We start from the raw sequence: 239 nt of genomic DNA, 5'->3' as shown, positions 1-239 counted from the left end.
AACTGCACATCCAGGCCGCTAAACAGGCCGTGTTCCTTGAGCACTTCAAGGATGATGTCCGGCACACTCATCTGTTGAAACGAACGGCGATGGCTGCTGTGTTCCAGGTAGGCCAGATAGGGTTTCAGCACCGCGACGTAGTGCGTCAGCCGCGCGCAGGAATTGCTTTTATGGATCGAGTGGATGTGCCCATGCAGACCTTCGCCGTCCGGGCCGAAGCTGAGAAAAGCCGCTTTGTG

Annotated in this window: 1 protein-coding gene; it reads right to left on the bottom strand. The window is 56.9% G+C overall.

Annotated elements, in window-relative coordinates:
- Positions 1-239: contractile injection system protein, VgrG/Pvc8 family (locus QN378_RS23415; protein ID WP_323551252.1), on the bottom strand; the 239-nt coding region annotated here is incomplete at both ends.

The sequence above is a fragment of the Pseudomonas sp. 10S5 genome (genome assembly GCF_035019745.1).
GTDB lineage: Bacteria > Pseudomonadota > Gammaproteobacteria > Pseudomonadales > Pseudomonadaceae > Aquipseudomonas.
The sequence above is the reverse complement of the archived record's forward strand: the minus strand, read 5'-3'. Positions and strand labels throughout refer to the sequence as shown.